The sequence below is a fragment of the Rhizobium tibeticum genome, assembly GCF_900110205.1.
In the GTDB taxonomy this organism is placed as follows: Bacteria; Pseudomonadota; Alphaproteobacteria; order Rhizobiales; family Rhizobiaceae; genus Rhizobium; species Rhizobium tibeticum.
Map to the genome: position 1 here is coordinate 63,082 of NZ_FOCV01000026.1, position 23,655 is coordinate 86,736.

General features: G+C 59.9%; 23 protein-coding genes, 2 tRNA genes and 1 pseudogene. 21 read left to right on the forward strand and 5 right to left on the reverse strand.

Going from position 1 to position 23,655, the window contains the following annotated elements:
* Positions 1-32: 32 nt before the first annotated feature.
* The gene (locus tag BSG20_RS24560; protein ID WP_072379419.1) at positions 33-632 is read left to right on the forward strand and encodes a TetR/AcrR family transcriptional regulator; all 600 of its coding nucleotides are present in this window, start codon (positions 33-35) and stop codon (positions 630-632) included.
* Here BSG20_RS24560 and BSG20_RS24565 read toward each other — a convergent pair.
* Positions 592-4,095: a PAS domain-containing hybrid sensor histidine kinase/response regulator gene (locus BSG20_RS24565; protein WP_072379417.1), complete on the reverse strand. Its 3,504-nt coding sequence runs from the start codon at positions 4,093-4,095 to the stop codon at positions 592-594. The two genes, BSG20_RS24560 and BSG20_RS24565, sit on opposite strands and share 41 nt — an antisense overlap.
* A gap of 208 nt (positions 4,096-4,303) precedes the next feature.
* Here BSG20_RS24565 and mscL point away from each other — a divergent pair, with 208 nt between their 5' ends.
* The 5 genes from mscL (at position 4,304) to BSG20_RS24590 (ending at position 9,312) form a co-directional block, all read left to right on the forward strand.
* Positions 4,304-4,741: a large conductance mechanosensitive channel protein MscL gene (mscL, locus tag BSG20_RS24570; protein ID WP_072379415.1), complete on the forward strand. Its 438-nt coding sequence runs from the start codon at positions 4,304-4,306 to the stop codon at positions 4,739-4,741.
* Positions 4,742-4,854: 113 nt separating this feature from the next.
* Entirely contained in the window at positions 4,855-6,021 is a 1,167-nt protein-coding gene (locus tag BSG20_RS24575; protein ID WP_072379413.1) for a pyridoxal phosphate-dependent aminotransferase, read from the forward strand.
* A gap of 519 nt (positions 6,022-6,540) precedes the next feature.
* The gene (locus BSG20_RS24580; protein WP_244541405.1) at positions 6,541-6,729 is read left to right on the forward strand and encodes a hypothetical protein; all 189 of its coding nucleotides are present in this window, start codon (positions 6,541-6,543) and stop codon (positions 6,727-6,729) included.
* A 338-nt stretch (positions 6,730-7,067) separates the two neighbouring features.
* Entirely contained in the window at positions 7,068-8,102 is a 1,035-nt protein-coding gene (gene galE, locus BSG20_RS24585; protein ID WP_072379410.1) for a UDP-glucose 4-epimerase GalE, read from the forward strand.
* Positions 8,103-8,247: 145 nt separating this feature from the next.
* On the forward strand, positions 8,248-9,312 hold the full coding sequence (locus tag BSG20_RS24590) for an enoyl-CoA hydratase/isomerase family protein (protein WP_072379408.1): 1,065 nt from the start codon (positions 8,248-8,250) through the stop codon (positions 9,310-9,312).
* A 59-nt stretch (positions 9,313-9,371) separates the two neighbouring features.
* On the opposite strand, the gene BSG20_RS24595 is transcribed toward BSG20_RS24590, so the two are convergent.
* Together BSG20_RS24595 and BSG20_RS24600 are read right to left on the reverse strand one after the other, a co-directional pair.
* Positions 9,372-11,432 (reverse strand): ATP-dependent helicase, encoded by a 2,061-nt coding sequence (locus BSG20_RS24595; RefSeq protein ID WP_072379406.1) that lies wholly within the window; start codon positions 11,430-11,432, stop codon positions 9,372-9,374.
* 96 nt (positions 11,433-11,528) lie between these two features.
* Positions 11,529-11,778 (reverse strand): annotated as a pseudogene (locus BSG20_RS24600) (hypothetical protein).
* Between the two features lie 165 nt (positions 11,779-11,943).
* Here BSG20_RS24600 and BSG20_RS24605 point away from each other — a divergent pair.
* From BSG20_RS24605 to BSG20_RS24615, 3 genes are all read left to right on the forward strand, one after another.
* Positions 11,944-12,207, forward strand: a complete 264-nt coding sequence (locus tag BSG20_RS24605) for a hypothetical protein (protein ID WP_072379404.1) — start codon at positions 11,944-11,946, stop codon at positions 12,205-12,207.
* A gap of 222 nt (positions 12,208-12,429) precedes the next feature.
* Positions 12,430-12,687, forward strand: coding sequence for a hypothetical protein (locus BSG20_RS24610; protein ID WP_072379403.1), 258 nt, complete (start codon positions 12,430-12,432; stop codon positions 12,685-12,687).
* 152 nt (positions 12,688-12,839) lie between these two features.
* On the forward strand, positions 12,840-13,988 hold the full coding sequence (locus BSG20_RS24615) for an acyltransferase family protein (RefSeq protein ID WP_072379400.1): 1,149 nt from the start codon (positions 12,840-12,842) through the stop codon (positions 13,986-13,988).
* Between the two features lie 224 nt (positions 13,989-14,212).
* On the opposite strand, the gene BSG20_RS24620 is transcribed toward BSG20_RS24615, so the two are convergent.
* The gene (locus BSG20_RS24620) at positions 14,213-14,455 is read right to left on the reverse strand and encodes a DUF982 domain-containing protein (protein ID WP_024313079.1); all 243 of its coding nucleotides are present in this window, start codon (positions 14,453-14,455) and stop codon (positions 14,213-14,215) included.
* A 279-nt stretch (positions 14,456-14,734) separates the two neighbouring features.
* Between BSG20_RS24620 and BSG20_RS24625 the strand changes: the two genes are divergently transcribed.
* Both BSG20_RS24625 and BSG20_RS24630 read left to right on the forward strand, forming a co-directional pair.
* Positions 14,735-14,983 (forward strand): hypothetical protein, encoded by a 249-nt coding sequence (locus BSG20_RS24625; protein WP_072379398.1) that lies wholly within the window; start codon positions 14,735-14,737, stop codon positions 14,981-14,983.
* 1,063 nt (positions 14,984-16,046) lie between these two features.
* Complete coding sequence (locus BSG20_RS24630) at positions 16,047-16,895, forward strand: glycosyltransferase family 8 protein (RefSeq protein ID WP_072379397.1); 849 nt, start codon at positions 16,047-16,049, stop codon at positions 16,893-16,895.
* A 251-nt stretch (positions 16,896-17,146) separates the two neighbouring features.
* On the opposite strand, the gene BSG20_RS24635 is transcribed toward BSG20_RS24630, so the two are convergent.
* Positions 17,147-17,221, reverse strand: a tRNA-Thr gene (locus BSG20_RS24635).
* 152 nt (positions 17,222-17,373) lie between these two features.
* Here BSG20_RS24635 and BSG20_RS24640 point away from each other — a divergent pair.
* The 10 genes from BSG20_RS24640 to BSG20_RS24685 all read left to right on the forward strand — a co-directional run bounded on the left by BSG20_RS24640 (position 17,374) and on the right by BSG20_RS24685 (position 23,314).
* Positions 17,374-17,568, forward strand: a complete 195-nt coding sequence (locus BSG20_RS24640) for a hypothetical protein (protein ID WP_024313076.1) — start codon at positions 17,374-17,376, stop codon at positions 17,566-17,568.
* 104 nt (positions 17,569-17,672) lie between these two features.
* Positions 17,673-18,965, forward strand: coding sequence for a UDP-N-acetylglucosamine 1-carboxyvinyltransferase (murA, locus tag BSG20_RS24645; RefSeq protein ID WP_024313075.1), 1,293 nt, complete (start codon positions 17,673-17,675; stop codon positions 18,963-18,965).
* A 116-nt stretch (positions 18,966-19,081) separates the two neighbouring features.
* The gene (locus BSG20_RS24650) at positions 19,082-19,519 is read left to right on the forward strand and encodes a DUF2948 family protein (RefSeq protein ID WP_072379521.1); all 438 of its coding nucleotides are present in this window, start codon (positions 19,082-19,084) and stop codon (positions 19,517-19,519) included.
* A gap of 36 nt (positions 19,520-19,555) precedes the next feature.
* On the forward strand, positions 19,556-20,854 hold the full coding sequence (gene hisD / locus BSG20_RS24655) for a histidinol dehydrogenase (protein WP_072379395.1): 1,299 nt from the start codon (positions 19,556-19,558) through the stop codon (positions 20,852-20,854).
* Between the two features lie 3 nt (positions 20,855-20,857).
* A complete protein-coding gene (locus tag BSG20_RS24660) occupies positions 20,858-21,331 on the forward strand; it encodes a UPF0262 family protein (RefSeq protein WP_072379393.1) in 474 nt (157 codons plus the stop codon).
* 5 nt (positions 21,332-21,336) lie between these two features.
* Entirely contained in the window at positions 21,337-21,813 is a 477-nt protein-coding gene (locus BSG20_RS24665) for an arsenate-mycothiol transferase ArsC (RefSeq protein WP_072379391.1), read from the forward strand.
* Between the two features lie 118 nt (positions 21,814-21,931).
* Entirely contained in the window at positions 21,932-22,150 is a 219-nt protein-coding gene (gene infA, locus BSG20_RS24670) for a translation initiation factor IF-1 (RefSeq protein ID WP_003545338.1), read from the forward strand.
* Between the two features lie 57 nt (positions 22,151-22,207).
* Entirely contained in the window at positions 22,208-22,828 is a 621-nt protein-coding gene (locus tag BSG20_RS24675) for a Maf-like protein (RefSeq protein ID WP_024313070.1), read from the forward strand.
* Positions 22,829-22,846: 18 nt separating this feature from the next.
* Positions 22,847-23,056, forward strand: a complete 210-nt coding sequence (gene yacG, locus BSG20_RS24680; RefSeq protein WP_024313069.1) for a DNA gyrase inhibitor YacG — start codon at positions 22,847-22,849, stop codon at positions 23,054-23,056.
* Between the two features lie 182 nt (positions 23,057-23,238).
* Positions 23,239-23,314: transfer RNA gene (locus BSG20_RS24685), tRNA-Phe, on the forward strand.
* Positions 23,315-23,655: the final 341 nt, after the last annotated feature.

Consider the following 23,655-nt stretch of genomic DNA (forward strand, 5'->3'; position numbering starts at 1 on the left):
ATGCGCCGGGACGGGAAGACAGGACGTTAGAAATGGCAGCAAAGGAAAATCTCCGACCGGGTGGTCGCAGTGCCAGGGTGCAGGCTTCGGTGCACCAGGCGGTGCGCGCGCTGCTTGCAGGCATGGACCGTGCCGATGTCACGATCCCACTGATTGCCGCGAAGGCCGGCGTCACCCCATCGACGATCTACCGTCGCTGGGGTGACCTGCAGGAGTTGCTGGCGGACGTCGCGGTCGAGCGCCTGCGCCCCGATATGCAGCCGATCGACAGCGGCAGCGGCAGGGGAGACCTGGAAGCCTGGGCGGAGCAATTTGCCGAGGAGATGTCCTCCGGCGTCGGACGCGAGATGATCCGCGACGTGCTGGCCGCGCAAGACAATGCCAACGCCTGCAAGTGCTGTGCTTTCACCCGCGAGCAGATGGAACTGCTGAGCGAGCGGGCGCTTGCACGCGGCGAGCCCTTTCCGCCGGTCGATGCGGTGATGGATCAGGTTGTTGCGCCGATTATCTACCGAATTCTATTCGGCGATGTGCCGAGCGCAGAACGGGTGCGCAGCCTCGTGGCCGACGTGATGACGAAGGACATGGACGTCACTCAGCCGCCGCGCGCTTCTGCGCAGAAATCTGCGTGATATAGGCCCTCAGCGCTGCCGGACGCACCGGCTTGTGCTGGATGCCGATGCCGTGCCGCTCCGCTTCGGCGCGAACCTCGGGCGTGCGGTCTGCAGTAACGATAAGAGCCGGGATAAACGCAGTGAACCGTTCCCTGAGTGTGACGATGGCCGAAATGCCGGTGCCGTCGCCAAGGTGATAATCGGCGATAATCACGTCGGGCGGTACCTGGCGCGCATCGACTGCACGGACCGCCCCTAGCGAGTCCAGGCATCGCACTTCGCAGCCCCAGCCGCTGATCAGCAGTTGCATGCCTTCCAGAATATGCGGTTCGTTGTCGATGCAGAGAATTCGCAGTCCCTTGAGGCTCTGCGCCGAATGCTCCACCGGTTGGGCCGCGCCGACACGCTCAGCAAGCCGAGAGGCATCACGTGGCATGACGATCCGGAAATCCGTGCCCTTGCCGTGCGTCGAGTGCAGTTCCACCGGATGGTTGAGGACGCGCGCGATACGATCGACGATCGAGAGGCCGAGCCCCAAACCGGAGGCCGTTTTGGCGCCTTCATCGAGCCGGGCGAATTCCTTGAAGACGGTCCGGAACTTCGACGGCGGAATGCCGATCCCAGAATCCATGACCTGGATGACGACCTGACTTCCGCGGCGGCGCGCGCCGACCAGCACCTTGCCGTCGATCGTGTATTTGATCGCGTTGGAGACGAGGTTCTGCACGAGGCGGCGAAGCAAGTTGGGGTCGGAGCGGACCCGCAGCGAGGTTGGCATCACCACCAGCTTCAGCTGCTTCTCGCGGGCGATCGGCGCGAAGTCGGTCTGGATCCGCTCCAGCAGATCGGAAAGGGGCACGGAGGCGAGGCGCGGCCGCATGGCGCCGGTGTCAAGCCGCGAAATATCGAGCACCGCGCCAAGGATGGTCTCGACCGATTCCAGCGCGGAATCGATGTTGCGAACGATCGCGCTGCTTTCGGATTGGCCCATGCGCTCGACCAGCGCCGAAGAATAGAGCCGGGCGGCATTGAGAGGCTGAAGGATGTCGTGGCCGGCAGCAGCGAAGAAGCGCGTCTTCCCAAGATTGGCTTCATCTGCCGCGGCTCTCGCCTCGCCGAGTTCGTGATTGACGCGGGTCAGTTCCCCCGTCCGCTCGGCCACCCGCTGTTCCAGCGTTTCGTTTGCCTGCTTCAGGGCTCGGTCGGCAGCGACCCGCTGGCTGATGTCGGTGAAGGTTGCGACGATGCCCTTATCCGGCATGGCATTGGAGCGGACTTCGATGATGCGCTCGCCGCTGCCAAGCACCAGCGCGAAGGGCTTGTCCAGCGTCAGGAAGTGGCGAACGGTCTGGTTGACGTCGCCGGCTGGAACATCGCCGCGCTGGCTGAGGATTGCCACGATGTCGGCCAGCGGGAAGCCCACTTGTCCGGCATTCTCCGGCAGATCAAGCAACTGCCGGAAACGCCGGTTCCAGATCGTCAGATTGTTCGAGCTGTCGAAGACCGCGATGCCCTGGTCCATCTGCGAAAGCGCCGTCTGCAGCATGTCCTGGTTATATTGCAGCGCCTCGCTTGCCTGGTCGAGCAGCCAAGCGGTATCGGCGGAGGCGTCTTCTACCTTCTGAAGGATCAGCGACAACACGAGCCTGGCGGACGAAGAGCCGATGGCGCTGCCGAGCAGCTGTTCGGTAAAGTGAATGAGCGCCATGTCGGCCGGCTGGTCATCGTCCAGATTGCGGCCTGAATTTTGCTGGTAGGTCTGGAACGACCGCTCCATGCGCTCTTCGCCGAGATAGCGCGAGACCGTCGCCTTCAGGTCGCCGACGCTGATGCGGGTCTTCCAGCCGCGCGTGGCAAATTGCGAGCGGGACTGCCGTTTGATGAAGATGCCGGCCTGGATGCGTTCAAGCGGTCGCGCGTTGCGGGTCACCGAACCGATGACGAAGAAGGCCGTATTGACGAGCAGGCTCATCACCGTGGCATTGACCAGCGGATCGGCAGCGTTACCGGTGAAGATCGTCGTGCCGGGAAAGATGAAGCCGAGGACCGCGCTTGCGACCCCCGAATAGTCCGGTCCGCCAAGCGAGGGCAGGAACAGCAGATAGACCCAGATCACAAAGCCCGACGTCAGCCCGAGGATGGCGCCGCGGGCATTGGCCCGTCGCCAGACGAGGCCGCCGAAAAGGGCAGGGGCCATCTGCGCAATCGCGGCAAAGGAGAGGAGGCCGATCGAGGCCAGTCCCGTCGTGCTGTCGGTCGAGCGGTAATAGGCGTAGCCGAGCAGCAGCACGGCAAAGATTGCGCTGCGCCTTATGTTGAGCAGCGTCTTTGCGAAGTTGTTGCGCTGGCCTGTGCGGTCGGTCAGCTTCCGGTGCAGGAAGATTGGCATGATGATGTCGTTCGACACCATGATTGACAGTGCGACCGAAGCAACGATCACCATGGCAGTCGCCGCTGAAAAGCCGCCGATGAACGTGATCAGCGAGACGACAGGCATCTGCCCGGCAAGCGGCAGCGAAAGCATGTACAGGTCGGCATTGCCGTTGCCGCCGAACGTCAGCAGGCCGCCGATCGCCACCGGCAGGACGAAGAGATTGATGACGACCAGATAGAGCGGGAACAGGAAGCCGGCGAACCGGAGTTCCCGGGCGGTCCTGTTCTCGACAACCGTGACGTGGAATTGCCGCGGCAGCATGATGATGGCGAAGGCCGACAGCAGGATCAGCGTGATCCAGCGACTGATCGGCGTCTGGTACTGCAGCGCCGAGAGCACGAGCTGGTGCTCGCTGGCCTTCTGCCAGAGGTCGGATGGACCGTCGAACAGGAACCAGATCACACAGACGCCGGCCGTGAGGAAGGCGAAAAGCTTGACGACGGACTCCATGGCAATGGCGAGGATCAATCCGTCCTGGTGTTCGGTCGCATCCGTGTGGCGCGTGCCGAACATGATCGCAAAGCAGGCGAGCACGAGCGTTACGAGTAGTGGCAGGTCGAGAAAATAAAGGTTGCCGCTGCCGATGCCGTAGTCCGACGGATCGAGCATCGCCGTCACGGTGCTCGATACCGATTTGAGCTGCAACGCGATGTAGGGGATGGCGCCGACGAGCGAAATCAGCGCCACGATGGTCGCGACCGTCGGGTTCTTGCCGTAGCGCGCGGAAATGAAGTCGGCGACCGAGGTCAGCTTCTCGGCCTTGGCAAGCTCGATGATCCGTCGCAGCACGGGCATGCCGAGCGTGAAGACGAGAATCGGGCCAATGTAGATGCCGAGGAACTCCAGCCCGCGCTGGGATGCAAGGCCGACGCTGCCGAAATAGGTCCAGGAGGTGCAGTAGATCGCGAGGCTGAGCGCATAGACGGCCGGCCGGCCGCCAACTGGCGTTCCGTACATACGCCGCCTGCGGTCGCCATGGCTCGCCACTGCAAACAAGAGCAGCAGATAGCCGAATGCAGATGCAAGTATGACCCAGCCTGGCAGCATCGAACCTCCACCGGCGCACCACGGTTCTCCGGAGCACCGAGATTAAGGCAATTGTAAAGCTTTGAACATCGGGTGGGCTCTAGGCCTTAAGTCAAAGACCGTTGGAGGGGCGATAATTTGTAATTAGCAATTGAATAATTGCATCGAAGATGTAGCTAATAAAAACAATGACCTGTCAGTGAGACTGCATCAGAGGGAGACGGATCGGATGCTCAATGAGTTCAAAGCATTTATCGCTCGCGGCAACGTCATGGACCTTGCTGTCGGCGTTATCATCGGTGGTGCCTTTGGGGGTATCGTGAGGTCATTGGTGGACGACGTCATCATGCCGATCGTCGGTGCTATCTTCGGTGGCTTCGACTTTTCGAACTATTTTATCGGCCTGTCCTCCAACGTGAACGCGCCGACCCTGACTGCTGCCCGCCAGCAGGGCGCGGTTCTTGCCTATGGCAGCTTCATAACGATTCTGATCAACTTCCTCATACTTGCATGGATCATCTTCCTGATGGTCAAAGGTGTGAATAAATTGCAGGCTCAGGTGGAGCGGCAGAAGAAGGTTGCTCCCGAGGAGGCTCCTCCTCCGCCAGCCGACGTTGCGCTTCTGACCGAGATCCGTGACCTGCTCGCCAAACGCCCAGCCGTCTGATCAAATCATCAGCCTTCGCCGGCTCATCCATCATGAAAATCGATATCGCATCACCAATTGTCATGGGATTTGCGGCCGCATTTGCTTTATGTAGGCGGAAACCGGAGTGATGCATGTCGATTGTAAGCAGCCTTAGCCCGCGCGCCGTCCAGGCGCCCGAAAGCGGGATCGTCGAAGTCGTCAACTATGCCCGTGGCCGCGATGGCCTTCTGCCGCTTTGGGTCGGCGAGGGGGATTTGCCGACGCCTGAATTCATCAGCAGGGCAGCGACGGACGCGCTCTCGGGCGGCGAGACCTTCTATACTTATCAGCGCGGCATCCCGGAGCTGCGCCAGGCGCTCTCGGACTACTATGCAAGGCATTTCGACATAACCCTGCCGGTCGAGCATTTCTATGTCACCGGTTCCGGCATGCAGGCGATCCAGATCGCCGTGCAGGCATTGACCTCGCCGGGCGACGAGCTCGTCTACCTGACACCCGCCTGGCCGAACATCGCGGCCGCCCTGGAAATTGCCGGCACGCGTTCGGTCGGCGTCCAGCTGACTTTCGAGGGCGGCAAATGGGCGGTCGATCTCGACCGCATCGCGGCGGCGATCACGCCGAAGACGAGGGCCTTCTTCATAAACACGCCGTCCAATCCGACCGGCTGGACCGCAAGCAAGGACGACCTCGTGGCCATCCTGGCGCTGGCGCGCAAGCATGATCTCTGGATCATGGCGGACGAGATTTATGCGCGCTACTACTTCGCCGGCGGCCGCGCACCGTCCTTCCTCGATGTAATGGAGCCGGACGACAAGGTGATGTTCGTCAATTCCTTCTCGAAGAACTGGTCGATGACCGGCTGGCGCGTCGGCTGGATCGTTGCCCCGCCGCAAACCGGCCAGGTGCTCGAGAACCTCATCCAGTATTCGACCTCAGGTGTCGCCCAGTTCATGCAGCGGGGAGCGGTCGCGGCCCTGAACGACGGCGACGAATTCGTGCAATCCAACATCGACAAGGCCAAACGCTCCCGCGACATCCTTTGCGACGCGCTGATCGCAACGAACCGCGTCGAGACGCTGAAGCCGGATGGCGCTCTTTATGCATTCCTGAAGATCGACGGGGTGACCGACAGCCGCAAGGCGGCAATCGACATCGTCGACAAGACCGGTGTCGGGCTTGCGCCCGGAACGGCCTTCGGCTCGGGCGGCGAACCTTTCCTGCGGGCCTGCTTCCTGCGCGATCCGACCCAGATCCAGACGGCCGCCGACCGGCTGTGCGACTACATCCTCAAGCTCTGACAGCATGAAAGGCCCGGCTAGCTGGGCTTTCGCGGGATTGTGCAGCCGATACCACCGCGCGAACCGTGATGATCCGCGAGAGGCAAGTTTGCGCCGATATTGTTGAGGGTCCGCTTTTTGCAAGCCTTCATTTTTTAGCCGCCTAGAGGCCAACACAGAAAATTGAGCTGGGGGAACCTGCCAATTTTGCGTTCACGCAGTGGTTGCCGCGTAGCGGAAGTGAAACAGCATCGAGCGGCAACATTCGCTCAGATCGCGAATTGGCTGACCTTTCGGTAAGCCCGCATTTTGGGCTTTTTCAACACTGTCTGCCCCAGCGGTCATACAACACGCAGAGAGCAGCCCTCGGTCGCGAGGATTGCGTCCAGCGGTCGGGCATGCTTCTCCTTTGAGGCGACCCTTCCATAGATGCGGCCAACAATAGCCAGGACGACCATAAGGCCAGCGAGGCAGCTATACAGCTTGGGCATGTTTGGTGTAGCAATTCCCTTACAGGTTTAGCGTGCGGGTGAGGTCTTGGTGAGGAAGATAATTTCCCTCGTTTTGGGTACGGTGCTGATAGTCGCAGGAGCCTACGGCTTCCTGTACCTGCTGTTCTTCACCGTTAATCCCGTCAAAATCCTGTACTTCATGGTTCCCGGAGGTCTGTTCGCCATCGGGATAGCGATCCTGTGGGAAGACATCACGCAATTCCTTCGACGGAATTGAAGGTGTGGCGATAGTCCGTGGCCGATGTCCACGCATGTTCCGTGGACGCTAGTATCAGCGTGTAAAATCATAAATGCGACGACCCGTCGGAGGACTGTCGGCGTGGCTCGGGCCTTGGGAATGGCTTTTATGTCTGGAAAGACCTGGATCGCGCATCGCTGCGTCCACCGTTTTTGCCCGGAATGGCACATCGATAGAATTGTAGCAAAGCTGGAAAGCCGCATCTAACCACATCGGCAAACTTACCCGGCCGGTGGCCTTCGTACCGGCCGTTTATACGAAATTCTGAAAGGAAAACGGCTTCAGATCTCCCCGCTTATGAAACGGGGATTGAGGACATGGCAATTTTGGTCACGGGCGGGGCGGGCTATATCGGCAGCCACATGGTCTGGACATTGCTGGATGCAGGCGAGGACGTCGTTGTCCTGGATAACCTTTCGACTGGCTTTCGCTGGACGGTCTCGCAGCGCGCGCGCTTCTATCTCGGCGATGTTGCCGATGCACAGGTTCTGAAGACGATCTTTATCGAGAACGACATCGAAGCCATTATCCACTTTGCCGGCTCGGCGATCGTGCCCGCATCCGTTGCCGATCCGCTTGCCTATTACGATAACAATTCCGGCAAGACGCGTGCGCTGTTGAGCGCTGCGATCACCGCCGGCATTCGGCATTTCGTCTTCTCCTCCACCGCCGCCGTCTACGGGCGGCAGAAGACGTCCGAACCGGTAAAGGAGACCGCGCCGCTCAATCCGGAAAATCCTTACGGCCAATCCAAGCTGATGACGGAATTCATGCTGCGGGACGCCGCGGCCGCCTATGACTTCGATTATGTCGCGCTGCGCTATTTTAACGTTGCCGGCGCCGATCCGCTGGGACGCACAGGCCAATCGACCTCCGGCGCCACCCACCTGATCAAGGTCGCCTGTGAGGCCGCGCTCGGCAAACGCGGCGGCGTTCACGTCTACGGCATCGATTACCCGACCCATGACGGCACCGGTGTGCGCGACTATATTCATGTCAGCGACCTGACGGCGGTTCACCTGGAGGCGCTGCAGCATCTACGCCGTGGCAATCGCTCGCTGGTGGCCAATTGCGGCTACGGCACCGGCTATTCCGTCCTCGACGTGCTCAACATGGTGACGCGCCTGCACGGCCACTCCTTCAAGGTCCATATGGCTCCGAGACGCCCGGGCGATGCTGCAAGCGTTGTCGCCGACGCGGCGCTTGCCCAGCGTGTTCTCGACTGGAAGCCGAAGCACGACTCGCTGGAGACGGTCGTTCAAAGTGCGCTTGACTGGGAACTGTTCCTGACCAATCGCAACGTCGACGATCTGCAGACCATCCAGAAGGCGCTCGCCGCCGCGTCGTTCTGAGGAACGAAACCAATCCTGCCCTGCCGGCAACCATCGACTATGACGCCGAGTACGGTAAGGTGCCGTAACGTGACAGCCCCGGTTCGCTCCAAGGCGCGGTGCCGGGATTGCCAGAAACGATGGCTATGGGAGCGAGGAGATCAGCATGCGGGACGAGGCTCAGCAGAGTGAGGTGACTGTCGAACGACGCGCCTCGGCCGGGATCATCCGCCTCAATCGACCGCGTGCGCTGAACAGTCTGACGCTTGAGATGGTCCGTGCGGTTGCGGCTGCGTTGGACGACTTCGCGGCAGACGCCACTATCGCCACCGTGGTCGTGTCGGGGGAGGGGGAACGCGGCTTCTGCGCCGGCGGCGACATCCGCGCATTGCACGAAAGCGGCCGTGCCGGCACGGATTTGGCCATGACCTTCTGGCGCGACGAGTTCCGCCTGAACTATCGCATCGCCACCTATCCGAAGCCCTATGTGGCGCTGATGGACGGGATCACCATGGGCGGGGGCGTCGGTCTGTCTTCACATGGCCGCCATCGCATCGTGACCGAACGGACGAGGCTTGCCATGCCGGAAACCGGGATCGGCTATTTTCCGGATGTGGGGGCGACGTGGCTGCTGTCGCGCACGCCGGGCGAGGTCGGCACCTGGATGGGCCTGACGGGGCTGACCATCGACGCGGCAGACGTCATCTATGCCGGTCTTGCCGACCACCACATCGCCTCCTTTCGGCTGCCGGATCTTGTCGATACGCTGGCCGAGCTCCCGCGCAACGCCGCATCGCGCGATGTCGAAGCGGTGTTGAAGAATCTGTCCAGCGATCCGGGAACGAGCGCCGTCAAAAGCAATAGAGACCTGATCGAGCGCAGCTTTCATTTCGGCGCGGTCGAGGAGATCATCCATGCGCTTGAGAGTGAGCCTGATGATTTTGCCGCCGAGATGCTGCGCATTCTCCGTACGCGCTCCCCGACCAGTCTGAAGCTTGCGCTTCGTCTGTTGCGCCAGGGCAGGCAAAGTCGAAACCTCGCCGAGTGCCTCAACCGCGAACTCGGTGCCTGCGTGCAGATATTGAAAAGCCCGGACTTCTATGAGGGCATTCGTGCCGCCATCATCGACAAGGATCGCAATCCGCGCTGGATGCCGGCGACCGTCGAAACGGTCGACCAGGCGGTCATCGATGCCTTCTTCCGGCCTGCCGAGCCGCCGCTGGCGCTGTAATCTCTTGTTTGACGCATGTCTTTGGCCCGAAACCTGCTTTCAGGTTCAGAAGACGTGCTCTAGCGCCACATGCCGCGCATACGCGCCCCGATATCGACGCGTACCTGCCGCGCCTGGTGCGATGCTCCGCCATCGGTCCTGGCCTGCGGCCAGCCCACCACCTCGAAGAACTGCAGCAGCGTCGCCGGAATGAAGCGTGTGCGTGACGCGTAGACATGCCGGTCGCCCTGCGCGTTCTGGCCGTGCGTGAAGAAGCGCTGCGGCACGACGAGGTCGAGATTGTCCTTGGCGCGGGTCATCGCGACGTAGAGCAGCCGCCGCTCTTCCTCGATCTCGGCGCTGGTTCCGACCGCGAGGTCGGAAGGGATGCAGCCATCGACAACGTTCAGCATGAACACTCTGGTCCACTCCTGCCCCTTGGCGGAATGGATCGTGGAGAGGATCAGATAATCCTCGTCCAGCAGCGGCACGCCGGCCTGGTCGCTGGTCGCATCCGGCGGGTCGAGCGTCAGCTCGGTCAGGAAACGCTCTCGCGAAGGATAGCCGCCGGCGATCTGTTCCAGTTGCAACAGGTCGGCCTGGCGCGTCGAGGCATCCTCGTGCAGGCGTTCCAGATGCGGGCAATACCACTCGCGAACGAGACCAATCTCGGCCGGCCATCCGGCCTTGCCCGTCTTGACTTCCTGCAGCATCGAAACGAAGGCGGCCCAATCTTCGCCGGAACGGGGCGGGGCCGGCAGTTCGGCGAGCGCCTGCAGCGGGCTGGCATCGGCAGCCATCTGGTCGATGACGCGCTGTGCGGTCGAAGGCCCGACGCCCGGAAGCAACTGCATCAGTCGAAAGCCGGCGACGCGATCGCGCGGGTTCTGGGCGAAGCGCAGGGCGGCCAGCATGTCCTTCACATGCGCGCTGTCAAGGAACTTCAGTCCACCGAATTTCACGAACGGAATGTTGCGCCGGGTCAGTTCGACCTCCAGCGCGCCGCTGTGATGGGAGGCGCGGAACAGCACCGACTGCTGCTTCAGCTTCACGCCCTCTTCGCGGTTTTCCAGCACCTTGTCCGCAACGTATCGCGCTTGATCGGCTTCGTCGCGCACCGTAACGAGACGTGGACGTTGGGCGGATTGCCGTTCTGTCCAGAGGTTCTTGGTGAAGCGCTCCGAGGCAAGGTCGATCACCGCGTTGGCCGCTGCGAGAATCGGCTGTGTCGAGCGATAGTTGCGATCGAGCGTGACAATATTCGCGGCCGGACTGAATGCCGCCGGGAAGTCAAGGATGTTGCGCACAGTGGCGGCGCGGAAGGAATAGATTGACTGCGCGTCGTCGCCAACGACCGTCAGGCCTTGTCCGCCGGGCTTCAATGCCAGCAGGATTGATGCTTGCAGGCGGTTCGTATCCTGATACTCGTCGACGAGGACATGATCGAAACGGCTGCCTATATCGTCCGCGATGATTGGCTCGCTGACCATCTGTGCCCAGTAGAGAAGCAGATCGTCATAATCGAGAATGTTCTGGTTCTGCTTGGCTTCGACATAGGCGCCAAAGAGCTCCTGCAGCTGATTTTCCCAAGCCGAACACCAGGGAAAGGCGTCGCGCAGCACCAGGGGGAGCTCGCTTTCCGAATTGACCACGCGCGAATAGATCGCAAGACAGGTGCCCTTCGTCGGGAACCGGCTCTCCATCTTCGAGAAGCCCAGCTCGTGCCGGATGAGGTTCATCAGATCGGCGCTGTCTTCGCGATCGTGGATGGTGAAGGCCGGGTCGATGCCGATCTGCTCCGCATAATCGCGCAAGAGCCTCGCCCCGATACCGTGAAACGTTCCGCTCCAGGCGAGCGCGTCCGCCATGATGCCGGAATTGCTACCGAGCACCTGGGCGCAGATGCGCTCAACGCGCCGCGCCATCTCGGCGGCCGCGCGACGGGAAAAGGTCATCAGGAGGATACGGCGCGGATCGGCGCCTTTGACGATCAGATGCGCGACGCGGTGCGCGAGCGTGTTCGTCTTTCCCGAGCCGGCTCCGGCGATAACGAGCAGCGGACCGGCAATGTGGGCACCGTCAGCGAGCGTGCCGTATTCGACGGCCGCGCGCTGCTGGGGATTGAGCTTTTCAAGATACATTCAGCCGTCCGGTTGCTTCGGCGGAGAATCGCACCGCGGAAATGTTGAACGTTCCTTGAATGTTCTCGAACGGCGTCGCTGTCAAGCGGCAGCATGTCAGGGGAAATCGGGAACGATGACACAGGGTGCGATCCGGCTGAAGGATATAGGTTTCCCTAACCCTGGTGCCGGTGGAATCGTAGAAGGAATTATAGATGGCGCTGCCGGGCGGCGATTGGGTCAACTTCGTGCGCGGCTGCCCGCCGTAGGTAATGCTGCCCGGAATCGGCTGAACCTCAGTCGAACTATCCGTGGTGCAGCCCGATAGCATCACCACCGATAGAACCGTCGGAAGCAGTACCTTCATCATTGCAACCCCGCCTAAACCCCAAGGATATATGGCTCGGCAGGTCGAAACGCCAAGTGCGAGCGCTGGCCTCGGCGAGCTTCTTCGGCGTATAGATTGGTGCAGTGCAACTAAAATTGCCCTCCGGCGTTAGCCAGTCACTGGCCTGGGCATTCGGAGGCGGTCATGGTGTTTCGATTTCAGACAACTGAGGGTCACTGCAGTGCCTGCGAGCACGGCCATAGCCTCGCATCAACCCGCGCCTCGGTCGAAAGCGCCCTCAGTGCCGCCTATGACGTTGATAGCAGCGAAATTGTCGTGTCGATCCTCGGACCTTACCTCGTTCTTGAGGGATTCGTTCGGCAGAAAGGCCATCTCGAGCGGGCGGTTGAGATCGCTGAAGGCGTGGTCGGAAAGGACTATGTCCGTAGCCGGATGTTGCGACGTTAGTCAGGCTACCCAAATATAATACTGTAAACTCATCAGTTTTGGCGCTCGCATCCAGCATATAGCTGCGCACATGGATGGCAGTACCTACCATCATGTAAAATCATACAATTTAGCTTGATCGAAAATACGACGAATTCACTGTGCGAAAGTAGTAGTGGCGGCACTGGAACTAAAAACGCTTTTCATTAGTTAATGCTTGTAATCAAAACACGGGAGAAGGGCATGCAAAGACTTCTTCGACTGGGAGTGCCGGCTTTTGCGCTGGCAATAGGGACCTTTATCACGCCAGCGTCGGCTTCGCTCGAGATCACGAGCGACTATTCTGCTTTGCCGCAGGCTGAGATGGCGATGAACGAATATACTGGCTCGGTGTCCTGCACCGCGCCGACGACGCATTATGTTCCATCCTTCATTCGGTCTTTTGACGGCGCCATTATCGGCGTCGGCTACCTCGAGGTGCAGAGTGACGGTCGCTGTTGATCGTCCCCGTTTCGTTTTGGAATTCGTGAAATAGGGTCGCCAAGATCGCGCTCTCCCATGCAGGGCCGATCAACTTTTCTGGTTGCGCGTTGTGCATTGCAGCACATTGCGTTAGCTTCCGCGAAGCTGAGCCTCAACCGGAAGGATACCCGATGATCATTGAGAGCAAGCGGATCGGATGCCTTGACGGGCTGCGCGGCCTTGCTGCGCTTTGGGTCCTCTTAGGTCATAGCCTGCAACTGACAGGTTGGCATCTTCCGATCCTGTCGTCGCCGGATCTGGGCGTCGATCTTTTCATTATGCTGTCCGGCTTTCTGATGGTCTTTCACTATCGGTTACGCGAGACCGCCAATCCTTGGGAAAAGCCGTCGACTTGGTTCGGTTTCTGGCTCAAGCGCTTCTTCCGTATTGCGCCGCTCTATTACGTGATGCTGTGCATCGCGCTGTTGCTTGGGCCGCAGCTCTATGAGAGCCGGATGGTCATCGACACCTTCCTCGCGCATGGTCCGCAATTGCCGGAGCGCTATCTGGACGGCAGCCTGCGCAATCTTCTCATCCACGCAAGTTTCCTCTTCGGGCTGCATCCGGCCTATGCGTTTCGCACGCCGCTGCCTGACTGGAGCCTCGGCCTGGAGATGCAGTTCTATGTGGTTTTTCCGCTCGCGATGCTGCTTTTGAGGAAAACCAGATGGTTGCCCGGCGCGACCTTGATTGCGCTTGCCGCCTTCATCGTCGCCAAGGCTATCCAGGCCGCACATATCGATTTCCCGATGCCGTCTTTCCTGCCGCTGAAGATGCACGTCTTCCTGTGCGGCATGCTGATTGCCAATGGGTTGTTCGTGACGCAGCGGCAAACCGTGATGAACGGCTTGCTTGCCGTCATCCTGGTGATGATTCCGATCGGCGGCGACATGACCTCGACGAAGGTTGCCGTCCGCCTGCTACTCGTGGTCGGCTTCTTCGCGCTGGTGCACTATCATCTGTTGCCCGGCCTGGTCGGAAGGCTCGGCGACCGCGTCTCTTCCCTGATGGGAAATCGCTTCTGTCATTGGCTAGGCGAGCTTTCGTTCGGGGTCTACCTGATCCATCTGCTGCTGCTACAGCCGATCGCCGCATTCATCATCCGGCATTTCGGGTCTGAGATTTCGGCGCCGGTACGCTTTGCGATCGTGGTGACCGCCCTCCTGCCGCTAGCCTATGCACTGGCTTACCTGGGTTTCACCCGCATCGAAGGGCCGGGCCAGAAGCTCGGGCGCAAAGTGTTGGACAAGATCGGGAGAAGGCGTCTGAAGCCGGCGTGAGACCGCTTATCGCAATCGAGGCTCGTCTGCTTTCGCAGAGGGTGACGAGCCTCTGACCATCGTCATGATGGCTGTCGATGTTTTATTGAGGGACGTGCCTGAATGGCAATGAGGTTCGTCGCGATCCCAACAGCAAGCGCCGCCGAGGGTTAAGGAAAAATAAACTCCCTGTTCCGGGACAGGTTGTCGACAATCTGCCGGTAGTCAGCGCACCAAATGCCCGATCAATTGACCTTCAGCTTTGCTTCTTCCGCGGCGGCAACAAATTCCGCGCGAGCCTCTTCGACAGTCTTGCGACCGTCAAGGGCAGCTCTGCAGGTGCTTCTTGCCTTCAGATACCGCAACCCGCGAGCGCTCGGCCAAAGGTCTGCCAGGCACTTCAACGCGTCCAGCGGACCGAGGATGGTGCGCGCGCCGGTATTTTCGAACCCCACATGAATTGGATCATTCCATTTCTCTATGGCCATCGGCGTATTCCTCCATTGCTTACGCCAAAACATGCGAACCAGCCTCCACGTTCCTCCAGAAGGCCGCAAGCAAAGGGTATTTTAGCGATATTTTCGGGCCTCGCAAACGGGAAAACTGGTGCGCTCGTTGATCCCGTATTCATCGGCATCCACGTTTGCGATCTTTTTGCCCCGCAAGACGTTAGTCGCTGCTTGCACTTTTAACTGGCTGAAAACGACACTTTGTGCAACCATGAAAGGCTCAACGTCAGTCGCCCCTGTCAGCGTTGGAGATCGGTGATGCAGAACCTCAAGCATGTGCTGAATGCGGAATGCCAGAAGTATGTTTCTCTGGTCGTCTCCATGCGGCGTGGCGAGCAGCGATGGCTCGAAATCGATGACGCCACGGGTAGGAACGTGGACGTTACCGATGCGAAGCTTGCGACATTTGAGGAGACTGTTCGAACGCTCAGACGGATGATCGAGGATCTCGACGCATCCGACTATCTGTCGTGCCGTCCGACGAAGGATTGGCACTTCGACGCCTGACCAGGACATTTCGTCTTCGAGATCCACAATGCGTCTCGCTTATTGATTGTTGTTGCCCCGTGTCCGCTGATCAATATCTCCTCCGGAGATCGACCTTGAAAGTTTTCATGGCTGTAACGCTTCTAAGCGCTGGGGGCGCAGAAGCAGCCGCGACGGGCCCCGACGACTCCTATCCGGTTAGATATGCGGTAGTAGAACCATCTGGCGTGAAGGAAATGGGCGACCGCCTATGCCCGACGAAGGGCTGGTGTTCGATTTTCAATGACAATGTCACAGGCGTGCGTATCGATATTAGGCCGCCGGCAGGTGGGTCAAACTTCGAGATCAGGATATCTTGTCAGCGTTTTACATGCTCGCTCGAAGGCGGAAAAACAATCGCACGCCTTTATCGGGCCACGCAACCTGTCACAGTTAGGTTCTACAAGGGCGGGATTGCCCAAGGGTTGGAGCTACGTCGCGGTGAAGAACTCGGAAAGCTAATAATGACGTTCTGGCGGAGATCGCCCATGGTATATCCCGCTGCAAGTTCCCATTCCGCTGCTACTCGCAAGGCGGCTTTGGGCGCTACCGGACATCAGACCTTGACCGCTTTGCGCCCAGTAACTCCGACTTGCGTGGGATGAGCCGATTGAGCTAAGCAATCGCCGCTCTCAGCCAAGCCAGGAGGTAAGACTTGGCGAGGGGATCAGCTGGGCTTCTAGAGGAGCAAAGGGGTTTCCTCTGCCCTCCCAGCACCATCTTGAGGTGCCATCACCATCCTTTGTAAGCCAATCCCGCTATATGACGTGCTAGTTTGACGTCCGCAAATGGGGCCGAAAGCAGGCCCATCCATGCTGTAAACCGTCCTATGCAGAATTGGGGGGTTGGTGAAACGATCCTGCGTTTCAAAGCCTCGCCGAGTGTTACCCGGCGAGGTGCAGCTTTAGTGAAACGGCCTTTGCTCTCAAGGGTCTCGAAGCTTCCCAAGCTGAATATTGGGCTCTCACCAGACTGGCAGGCTTTGCAAATGCGTTAAATAACGCTACCGAGCCGACAGTTCAGTCTTTCGGAAGTGCATAGGCTCATGAGTGCCCCGCAACGAATCATCGCGACCGCGACAGATCGACACTTCGTCGAACTTGCGGGCGTAATGCTGCATTCCTTGGTGGCGACAGGTGTCGCGGAGGATGTTCGGTTGGTAGTCTTCTGCGACGGGCTACGCTCTCACGATAAGTCCAATATTGCAAAATGCGTCCATCCCCGAACAGTCGAATTCATCGATCTGGAAAAAGCCCATGCTGCCAGGATACGCACTCTTCAAACCAATTCGAACTGGAGCCGCGCGATCTACACGAGATTGCTAATGCCCCAGCTCTTGGGTGTGGCGACGGGCCGGATCTTGTACCTGGACGCGGACACGCTTGTGGTCGACAGCGTTAGCCCGCTGTTTGAGATTGATCTGAGAAACTATGCCATCGGTGCGATGGGTGGAAAAAGCGCTAAGGAGACCGCTCGCCTCGGATTGGCGTCCGATATCGAGACCTTCAATTCGGGCGTGCTTGTCGTCGATGTTGAGAGATGGTTGCGAGAAGACATCAGCGAGAAAACGCTTGCTGTGGCAGCAGAGCGCGCGAGCCAAAACTTGCCAGCTTTCGACCAAGACGTTCTAAACATCGTCATCAATGGCCGTTTCGCAAAGCTGGACTATCGGTGGAACTGCCTTGGCAAAAGCGAGCATCCAAGCCCCGCAATCATTCATTTCACCCATGCGAAGCCCAACACGACCCGGTGCAAGCACCCGTGGCGGCAAGCCTATTTTGAGCATAGAGCACAAACTCCTTGGGGGAGCGCCCGTCTAAAGACAAAATGGGATCGGCGCGCGAGACGGTTATCCACCAGCCTCAGACGAATTCTCGGCCAATTTTGGACCTGAGGGTAGCTGGCCAGCGCTTCTAATACTTAGCTCCCGCGTTATCCGGTCGCTGTCGCGCTGCAGCTTCGCCATCCAAAGCAAGCGAAATTAGACCCAATCTCTCATCCATCCGGCCGCAAGTTAGAACAATAAAAGAACGAGCTGCACGGATTCGCCGTGCGATCGCGGTATGTTCTGCTCTTTTGTGTCGTTCTGTGTGATACTGCGCGAGCGACGGAAGCGATCGTCTATCTGATTTCATTGAGGAGAACTGGTGCTGCCGAGTGGGATTGAACCACCGACCTCACCCTTACCAAGGGTGTGCTCTACCACTGAGCTACGGCAGCAAGGACCAGACGCGCAACCGAACCGGCTGCATTGCGTGAACGGGGGGGCTATTGCCACAGCTGAATGACAAGCGCAAGCCGCAATTTCCATCTTTGTAGAGATTAAGGTCGGACCACTTTTGAATTGGCGCAAATTCGGGTAAGCCTGCGGCATGACTGAGAACACCGAAAAAGGCCAGCACAGCCGCAAGGCGGAGATCGAACGCCAGGCGACACTGCGCCGCGAGCGTGCCGCCGAAAAGCTCCGTGAAAATCTGTCCCGCCGCAAACAGCAGACCCGTGCCCGTCGATCGGGGCAGGCGGACGAGACGAATGGGCTGCCTGCCGCAAAAATGGACGAATCGTAATGTTCGGTTCACCGCGAATTGAAGCCCCCGCTAATTTCGTCTAAACACCCGCATCTTTTTTACAGACAGCCTTTCAGAAAGGCGGGCATCGCCCGTAAGCGCACATGGATCGTATTAGAATTGTCGGCGGTAATGAGCTTAACGGCATCATTCCGATTTCCGGCGCAAAGAATGCCGCCCTGCCGCTGATGATCGCCTCGCTGCTCACCAGCGATACACTGACGCTCGAAAACGTGCCGCATCTGGCCGATGTCGAGCTTCTGATGCGCATCCTCGGCAATCACGGCGTCGATGTTGCGGTCAACGGCCGCCGCGAGCGCCAGGAAGACTCCTACTCTCGCACCATCCACTTCACCTGCCGCACCATCGTCGATACCACCGCTCCCTACGAGCTGGTATCCAAGATGCGCGCTTCCTTCTGGGTCATCGGCCCGCTTCTGGCGCGCGAAGGCCAGTGCCGCGTCTCGTTGCCGGGTGGCTGCGCCATCGGCACGCGCCCCGTCGATCTGTTCCTCGATGGCCTGACCGCGCTTGGCGCGAACCTCGAGATCGACAGCGGCTATATCAATGCGACCGCTCCGAAGGGTGGCCTAATCGGCGCCCGCTACACCTTCCCGAAGGTATCGGTCGGCGCGACGCACGTGATGATGATGGCAGCGACGCTTGCCCGCGGCACAACCGTCATCGGCAACGCCGCCCGCGAGCCTGAGGTCGTCGACCTCGCCAACTGCCTGAACGCCATGGGCGCCAAGATTTCCGGCGCCGGCACGAGCACGATCACAATCGAAGGCGTCACCTCGCTCTCCGGCGCGCGTCATCGCGTCCTGCCAGACCGCATCGAGACCGGCACCTACGCCATGGCCGTTGCCATGGCGGGCGGCGATGTGACGCTTGAGAACACCGATGCCGCGCTCCTCGACACGGCGCTCGAAACGCTCCGCCGCGCCGGAGCCGAGATTTCGCCGACCAACAACGGCATGCGCATTCGCCGCAATGGCGCAGGTATCAAGCCGGTCGATATCGTCACCGATCCCTTCCCGGGCTTCCCGACCGATCTGCAGGCGCAGTTCATGGCGCTGATGACGCGCTCGACCGGCATCTCGCATGTCACCGAGACGATCTTCGAAAACCGCTTCATGCACGTGCAGGAACTGGCGCGTCTCGGTGCGAAGATCTCGCTGTCTGGCCAGACGGCGAAGATCGAGGGCGTTCCGCGGCTGAAGGGTGCGCCAGTCATGGCGACCGATCTGCGCGCTTCCGTTTCGCTCGTCATCGCCGGCCTTGCTGCCGAAGGCGAGACGATGGTGTCGCGCGTTTATCACCTCGATCGCGGCTTCGAGCGCTTGGAAGAAAAGCTCACCCGCTGCGGCGCCATCGTCGAGCGCGTCAGCGAGTAGTTAAAAGGGCGTCACTTCGCCCTTTGTGCCGGTTGCGCATTGCGTTGCCGCGCCTTATGTCCGTTGTCAGACGCATCGCCATTCCGGCGATGCATTGGCGATGGGGTATTGCCTGTATGACCGATCTGAGGCTTGTTGCGCTCGATAGCGAGGATCTTGCCGTCGTCTCCGCGCATTTGCAGGATAGCGTCTTCAAGATCGCCGATATCGCCTGGTCGCCGCGCGAGGGTCAGTTCTCGATCGCCGTCAACCGCTTCGTGTGGGAGGAAGCCGGCAAGAAGCGCAAGGGTTTTGAACGCCGTCGCGCAGCTGTCGTCTTCAAGCGTGTGCTTGCGGTGCGTTCGACCGGCATCGATCGCAAGAACGGCGACGAAGTCTTGTCGCTGCTGGCCATCCGCTTCGAGCAGAAGGGCGAGGGGCCGGAAGGCACGGTTGAGCTGGCGCTATCGGGCACGGCAACGATTGCGCTGGATGTCGAGTGCATCGAGGTTCAGCTTGCGGATGTCGGCGGGGCGTGGGAAACCGCATCCAAACCGCGTCATCCCGGCGCTTGAAATCTGGTTCGTCTGTTATCAAAGAGGAATATCGCATTGGCAATCTGGCTGGATCAGGCATCGCAAGGCTTCGAGCAACGGTTTGCCGCCTTCCTGACGACCAAGCGCGAAGTTTCAGAAGACGTGAACGCGGTCGTTCGCGCCATCATCGATGATGTCAGGGCGCGCGGCGACGTGGCGCTTGCCGAATATTCGAAGAAGTTCGACGGGATCGATTTTGCCGTGACGCCGATGCGCGTGACCGAGGCCGAGATCGACGCCGCCATTGAGGCGGTTCCTCCTGAAGTTCTGGGTGCATTGAAGGTCGCGGCCCTGCGCATTGAATCGCATCACCGTCGGCAGCTCCCGAAGGACGATATCTACGAGGACGACATGGGCGTCGGGCTCGGCTCCCGCTGGACGGCTATCGAGGCGGTCGGCCTCTATGTGCCGGGCGGCACTGCGAGCTATCCTAGCTCGGTGCTGATGAATGCCGTGCCGGCGAAGGTCGCCGGCGTAGATCGCATTGTCATTGCCGTTCCCGCAACAGGCGGTGCCGTCAACCCGGCCGTGCTTGCTGCCGCCAAGCTCGCGGGCGTCACCGAAATCTACCGGCTCGGAGGCGCGCAGGCCATCGCTACACTTGCCTATGGCACAGAAACCATCACGCCCGTCGCCAAGATCACCGGTCCCGGCAATGCCTATGTTGCCGCCGCCAAGCGCCAGGTCTTCGGCACCGTCGGCATCGACATGATCGCCGGTCCCTCGGAAGTACTGGTGATTGCCGACAAGGACAACAATCCGGATTGGATCGCCGCCGATCTCCTGGCGCAGGCCGAGCACGATGCGAGCGCGCAGGCGATCCTCGCCACCGATGATGCCGAGTTCGCAAAGTCGGTAGAAGCAGCCGTCGAACGGCAGCTGAAGACGCTCAATCGCGCCGAGACCGCTGCCGCAAGCTGGCGGGACTTTGGCGCGATCATTCTCGTGAAGTCCCTGGAGGGCGCTATTCCGTTGGCAAACCGGATCGCGCCTGAACACCTCGAGCTTGCCGTCGCCGATCCGGATGCACTGCTGTCTCGTATCCGCAACGCTGGCGCGATCTTCCTCGGGGCCCACACGCCTGAAGTGATTGGCGACTATGTCGGGGGCTCGAACCACGTTTTGCCGACGGCACGTTCGGCGCGGTTCTCCTCCGGACTTTCCGTGCTCGATTTCGTCAAGCGCACCTCGATCCTACGCCTCGGTCCCGAGCAACTCCGCACGCTGGGCCCTGCTGCCATTGCGCTGGCCGTGTCCGAAGGGCTGGACGCGCATGCGCGATCGGTTGCGATCCGCCTCAATCTGGAAAGGTGAGAGATGGCAGCGGGCGACTTCCGGCTTTGCGACGTCGTCCTTGACGACACCATCGGCCGAGCGACGCCCGACGTCGAGCACGAGCGCGCGGTCGCTATTTTCGACCTCGTCGAGGAAAACACCTTCACCCCCATCGGCCATCACGGTGGCCCGTACCGACTGAATATCTCGCTGGTCGATTCCAAGCTGGTTTTCGCGATCACGACCGAGGACGGAGGCGCCGTCGCGACCCACATCCTATCGCTGACGCCGTTTCGCCGCATCGTGAAGGATTATTTCCTGATCTGCGAAAGCTACTACGAGGCAATCCGCTCGGCCTCGCCGAGCCGCATCGAGGCGATCGACATGGGACGGCGCGGCATTCACAACGAGGGCTCGCAGACGCTGAGGGACCGTCTGAACGGAAAAATCGAGGTCGATTTCGACACTGCCCGGCGGCTGTTTACGCTGGTCTGCGTGCTCTACTGGCGCGGTTGACGGCGATGGAACCCGCGGTCGAGGCAGGCGAGGGGACAAGGCCGGGCGCCATCCTGTTCATGTGCGGAATGAACGCTATCCGCTCCCCCATGGCCGAGGTGATCGCCCGCAGCATGCTACCGGCGAACGTCTACATCAAGTCTGCCGGCGTTCGCGCCGGGGAGCGGGATCCCTTCGTCGACGTAGCACTGGAGGAGATCGGACTTTCTCTCGGTCGACATCATCCGCACACGCTGGAGGAGCTCGAGGACGACTACTTCGATCTCATCATCACGCTCTCGCCGCCAGCGCACCACGCCGCGCTGGAGCTGACACGGTCAAATGCCATCGAAGTCGTTTATTGGCCGACCATGGATCCAACCGTCGTTCAGGGCACACGAGAGCAGATTCTGGACAGCTATCGGGAAGTCCGTGATCATCTGACCGAACTCATCGAGAGCCGGCTGGTTAGAAGAAACACCATCGCCGCGCAATCTGCGTGAAACAAATGACAGAAACGCGATCAATTAGGTTCACAAACCTCCGTTGATTGTGTAGTTTCCGCGCAAAATTTGGGGCGGCTGCCGCCGTCATCTCAACCGATAGGAAGAAAACCACTATATGCCTAAAGAAGAAGTCCTCGAATTCCCGGGTATCGTGACCGAGCTTCTGCCGAACGCGACGTTCCGCGTAAAGCTCGAAAACGAACACGAGATCATCGCCCACACGGCCGGCCGTATGCGCAAGAACCGCATCCGCGTTCTGGCAGGCGACAAGGTTCTCGTTGAAATGACTCCCTACGACCTGACCAAGGGCCGCATCACCTACCGCTTCAAGTAGGCCTGGCCTCAAAGGCTCGAAAGGCTATTTTCTTCGTCTTCCGGTGGTCGAGGTTCCATGGCGCTGAAATACAAGCTCATTCTGGCTTCCGGCTCGCCCCGCCGCGTCGATCTGCTCAACCAGGCAGGGATCGAGCCTTCGCGTCTGATGCCGATGGATATCGACGAGACGCCGAAGAAGTCGGAACACCCGCGCTCGCTTGCGCGGCGTCTGTCGACGGAAAAGGCAGAGGCGGCGCTCGCTGCCATCAAGGGCGACATGATGTGGAAGGGCAGCTATATTCTGTCCGCCGATACCGTTGTCGCCGTCGGCCGCCGCATTTTGGGGAAGGCCGAGTTTGCGGATGAGGCATCGGCCTCGCTGTATCTCTTGTCTGGCCGCAGCCACTGGGTCTACACCGGCGTGTGCCTGGTGACGCCCGACCGCAAGATCCGCCAGAAGATTGTCGAGACCAAGGTTCGCTTCAAGCGCCTCTCCGGTTTCGAGATCGAGAACTACCTCGCCTCCGGGCAATGGCGCGGCAAGGCCGGCGCATATGGCATCCAGGGCCTGGCCGGCACATTTGTGCAGAAGATGGTTGGCTCCTACTCCAATGTCGTCGGTCTGCCACTTTATGAAACCATCCTTCTGCTGACCGGCGAAGGCTTTGACGTGCATAGCCGGTGGCCCGAGGGCTGATCCTCGAAGGGACCGCTTATGTCTGACGAAAAGAAAGCAGCTGCCAAGGTGGAACCGCTGCGCAAGACACACCCTTGCCCGGAATGCGGCAAGCCATCCCACCGCGAACACTACCCGTTTTGCTCGAACCGCTGCCGCGAAGTCGATCTTTCACGCTGGCTCTCCGGCTCCTATGCCATCCCTGTTGCCGACGACGAGGCGAAGGCTGATTACGAGGACGAGGAATAGGCTCGTTTTCCACGGGCGAAACCCTTAAATTCGTTGATGAATCGGGAAAATTCAAAGGGTTCTCAAAAAACTGTCATTTGGCGCTTGCCATGTCCCAACAAGATGCTATAACCCCGCTCGCTTCCGGGGCGAACCAAGGCCCCCGGTACTTTCTCGGGAAAGAACATCTGCGAAGCGGGTTAGCCCAGATAGCTCAGTTGGTAGAGCAGCGGATTGAAAATCCGCGTGTCGCTGGTTCGATTCCGGCTCTGGGCACCAAATTACCGTTGATTTTGTTGTGTTTTATCTAGCTAAGTGTCCAGAGGTCCTGTTTGGCTGGATACCACTATCTCTTAATGACCGCTCTCGGGCCCAAGGCTGCCGTTTGGTGATCTTGGCGCGAACGACCGCTTTGCGCCCTCATCTTGGTCGTTCACACCACCCCCTGGCATCTGGAAGCAGTCAGACCGCTTCTCGGGCGCTCACGTCCGGAAAGCGCCAGACGCGGCCATTATGGCTGCCGCCCCCTATTCTGTGACATCGCAGAAGTTGAGAAAACAAGTGTCGCTTTAATCGGGATTTCTCTAATCGGCCCTCACGGGTCAAGCCCTTCAAACCTG